At 73.7% G+C, this 3520-nt stretch carries 4 protein-coding genes; 1 reads left to right on the top strand and 3 read right to left on the bottom strand.

Features of this window, described 5'->3' with window-relative positions:
• On the bottom strand, positions 1–1666 hold a 1666-nt coding region (locus AB0M20_RS32745; RefSeq protein ID WP_364304204.1), incomplete at its 3' end, for a bifunctional [glutamine synthetase] adenylyltransferase/[glutamine synthetase]-adenylyl-L-tyrosine phosphorylase.
• Between the two features lies 1 nt (position 1667).
• Complete coding sequence (locus AB0M20_RS32750; RefSeq protein WP_364304205.1) at positions 1668–2453, bottom strand: type 1 glutamine amidotransferase; 786 nt, start codon at positions 2451–2453, stop codon at positions 1668–1670.
• A gap of 100 nt (positions 2454–2553) precedes the next feature.
• Between AB0M20_RS32750 and AB0M20_RS32755 the strand changes: the two genes are divergently transcribed.
• The gene (locus AB0M20_RS32755) at positions 2554–2931 is read left to right on the top strand and encodes a VOC family protein (RefSeq protein ID WP_364304206.1); all 378 of its coding nucleotides are present in this window, start codon (positions 2554–2556) and stop codon (positions 2929–2931) included.
• Here AB0M20_RS32755 and AB0M20_RS32760 read toward each other — a convergent pair.
• On the bottom strand, positions 2912–3520 hold a 609-nt coding region (locus AB0M20_RS32760), incomplete at its 5' end, for a WYL domain-containing protein (protein ID WP_364304207.1). The genes AB0M20_RS32755 and AB0M20_RS32760 overlap by 20 nt on opposite strands.

The raw sequence follows: 3520 nt of genomic DNA on the forward strand, positions 1-3520 counted from the left end.
GCAGCATCGGCAGCAGGGTGCGCTGGATCGCCGCGGTGCGGGTGACGCCGCCGGTCAGCGCCTGCAGGTGGCGCAGCGCCCCGGCCGGGTCCTCGAAGCCGAGCACCTCGAGCCGCTTGCCGGCCGACTCGGGCGTCATCCGCAACGCCTCGGCCGGCACCCGGGCCACCGCCTCCAGCAGCGGTTGATAGAGCAGTTTCACGTGCAACCGCCGGACCTGCGCGGCGTGGCCCACCCAGTCGGACCGGAACGCCTCGACGGCGTCGCGCCCGGGCAGCGCGACATAGCCCAGCGCCGCGGCCAGCCACCGCTCGTTGTCGGGGTCGTCGGGAACGGTGTGCGTGCGCTTCAGGTTCTGCAGTTGCAGCCGGTGCTCGATGCTGCGCAGGAAGCGGTAGCCGCGCAGCAGCGTCTCGCCGTCCTGCCGGCCCACATAGCCCCCGGCGACCAGCGCCCGCAACGCGGGCAGCGTGCCCGGCTCCCGCAGCGTCTCGTCGATGCGGCCGTGCACGAGCTGCAGCAGCTGCACCGCGAACTCGATGTCGCGCAGCCCGCCCGGCCCGCGCTTGACCTCGCGATCCACCTTGTCCGGAGCGACGTTCTCGATGATCTTGCGGCGCATGTCGCGGACGTCGGCGACCGCCTCGGGGCGCTCGGCCGCGTGCCATACCAGCGGGGCCAGGTCGTCGATCCACTCGGTCGCGAGGTCTTTGTCGCCGGCCGCCGGGCGTGCCTTGAGCAGCGCCTGAAACTCCCAGGTGCGCGCCCACCGCCGGTAGTAGGCCTGGTGCGAGGCCAGCGTGCGGACCAGCGGGCCACGGCTGCCCTCGGGACGCAGCGACGCGTCCACCTGCCACGCCACCTGGCCGCAGATCTCGATCAGGCGCGCGGCGACCGTCGTGGCGGCGTTCAGTCCCTCGTCATCGCGGGTGACGAAGATGACGTCCACATCGGACACATAGTTCAGCTCGTACCCGCCGCATTTGCCCATCGCCACGACGGCGAGCGACGGCGGGGTCTTCAGGCCGGCCACCGCCATCGAGTACGCCGCGGACAGCGTCTCGTCGGCCAGCCGGGAGAGCGCGCTCATCGTCGGCTCGAGGCCGCGGCCGCCGGTCAGGTCCGCGGCGGCGATGCGCAGCAGGCTCGCCCGGTACGCGCGCCGCAGCGCGGGCACCGTCGGCGGACCGTCCGAGGTCCCACCGCCACCCTGATCCGAAGCGGAGTCGCCGACCGGGTCGCCGAACTCGAGGTGCCCGTCGGCGTTCGGCGGCAACCCGGTCCGGCCGGTGGCCAGCACCCGCCACTCGCCGGGGTTGGCCACCAGGTGATCGCCCAGGGCCGAGGACGCGCCGAGCACCGCCACCAGCCGCCGCCGCAGTCCCACGTCCTCGGCGAGGGCGCCGAGGATCGCCTCGGCCGCGCCGTCCTGCTTGGCCCTGGCCGCCGCCCGCTCGGCCGACTCGACCAGCCGGTGCAGCTGGCGCATCGTCAGGGTCGGGTCGGCCGCCTTGGACAGGGCGTGCAGCAGCTCCGCCGCCGCGGTGTCGACCGGGCCCTGCGCCTCGTCATCCCACAGCCGCAGGCCCTCGGCGCCGAGCAGATCGGCCGCCTTGACGCCGTTGTCGGCGAAGCCGTAGCGGGCGAGGCGGCTGGGCCGGGTCACGTCAGTGACCCAGGAGCGGGAGGGTGCGGCCGGTGCCGGGGTTGGGGATGTCGGCGTCCGGCAGCGTGCCCAGTGCCAGCGCCGCGAACCGGGCCGCGAACGGCTGCCACACCTCCTCGACGTCGGCGAGCGCGGCCGCGGTCGCGGCGATCACGGCGTCGGGGTCGTAGCCGAGCTCGTCGAGGGTCATCATGTCCGAGGCCACCCACCGCTCGATCATGGGCAGGTCGCACTCGAGGTGGAACTGCACGCCCCAGGCGCGGTCGCCGAGCCGGAACGCCTGGTGCGGGTACCGGCTCGAGGCCGCCAGCAGCACCGCGCTCAGCGGCAGCTCGGTGATCTCGTCGCGGTGCCACTGGATCACATCCGGCAGCAGCGGGACGTACTTGAACAGCGGGTCCTTGTCGGCGGCGTCGCGCCGGCCGATCAGCCCCGGCCCGACCTCCGGGCCCGAGGTGCTGCGCTCGACCAGCCCGCCGTGCGCCATGGCCAGCAGCTGGCCGCCGAGGCAGACCCCGAGCGTGGGTACGCGCCCGCGCACCGCCTTGCGCAGCAGCCCCTCCAGCCGCGGGAACCACGGCGCCCCGGGTGTGCCGTCCGGCGCCGGGTACGCATCCTGATCGCCGCCCATCACGATGAGGGCCAGGTACTCGTCGAGCGTCTCGGGCAGCTCGTCACCGGCGTGCGGCCGGACCACGGTCAACGGCAACTCCGCCTCGGCGAGCCACTCCCCCAGGCGGGCGGGCGGGTCGGACGGATCGTTCTCGACGACAAGCGCGGTGCTCACTCCCCGAGGCTAACGGGTAATTCCCGGGAAACACCGACAGGAGGGTGTCGCCGGGCTCCGGCAAGGTCTCTCTCGACGGACAAACCGAGAAGGGAAGATCATGGGACTCAACGGCAACGCCTGGTTCGAGATCGGCACCGACGACCGCGAGGGCACCGAGCGCTTCTACACCGACGCCTTCGGCTGGAGCTTCATCGACGACGACTCGATCTCGCCGGACGGCAAGCCTTACCGCATGGTCGTCACCGGGCCCGGCGAGCCGCCGAGCGGCGGCGTGACCGGCGTGGGTGGCACCCGGGCGAACTACTCCACCTACTTCCTCCTGGTCGCCGACACCGCGGAGGCGTGCCGCAAGGTCGAGGCGGCCGGCGGCAAGGTGGAGGTGCCCGCGACGACGAACACGAGCGGGCTGAGCTGGGCGCACCTGCTGGACCCGCAGGGCAACCGCTTCGGCGTCTTCACCCCGCCGCGGGGGTGAGCTCCAGGGCCTTGAGCAGGTGAGGCGGGATGTCGAGATCCTCGTCGCGCAGCGTGCGCGGCTCGGGGATCTCGGCACTCACCGTCGCCCGGGCGATGCGGTCGGTCCGGAACGCCCGGACGCCCTCGCGCAGGCGGCACCAGGCCAGCAGATACCACTGATCGAAGCCGTCGATGAAGCCCAGCGGCTCGATCGCGCGCTCGGTCACCGCGCCCTCGCGGTCGCCGTAGAGGATGCGCAGCACCCGGCCGGAGGCGACCGCGTCGCCCACCACGCGCGGCACCGGCGCGGCCCGGTTGCGCCGGGTGACCACGTGGATCCGGGACGCCAGGGACGCGGCGGCGGCCGCGTCGGTGACCTGCATGGCGGCGACCAGCTTGCGCAGCGCCGACCCGGCGTCGCCGTCGAACGGCGTGCCGCTCATCCGCTGCAACGCACAGGCCATCGCGACGGCCTCGCCGGGCGTCAGGTTGACCGGCGGCAGCGTGCGCGCCTTGTCCAGGCAGTAGCCACCGGTGCGCCCGGCCTCGGCGTAGATCGGCGTGCCGGCCTGCTGCAGGGCGCCGATGTCGCGCTCCACGGTGCGCAC

It is taken from the genome of Actinoplanes sp. NPDC051633 (assembly GCF_040681735.1).
Lineage (GTDB): Bacteria > Actinomycetota > Actinomycetes > Mycobacteriales > Micromonosporaceae > Actinoplanes.

Bases quoted from the DNA above. Each gene is read 5' to 3' on its own strand.
- AB0M20_RS32755 (WP_364304206.1), top strand. From the start codon at position 2,554: ATGGGACTCAACGGCAACGCCTGGTTCGAGATCGGCACCGACGACCGC.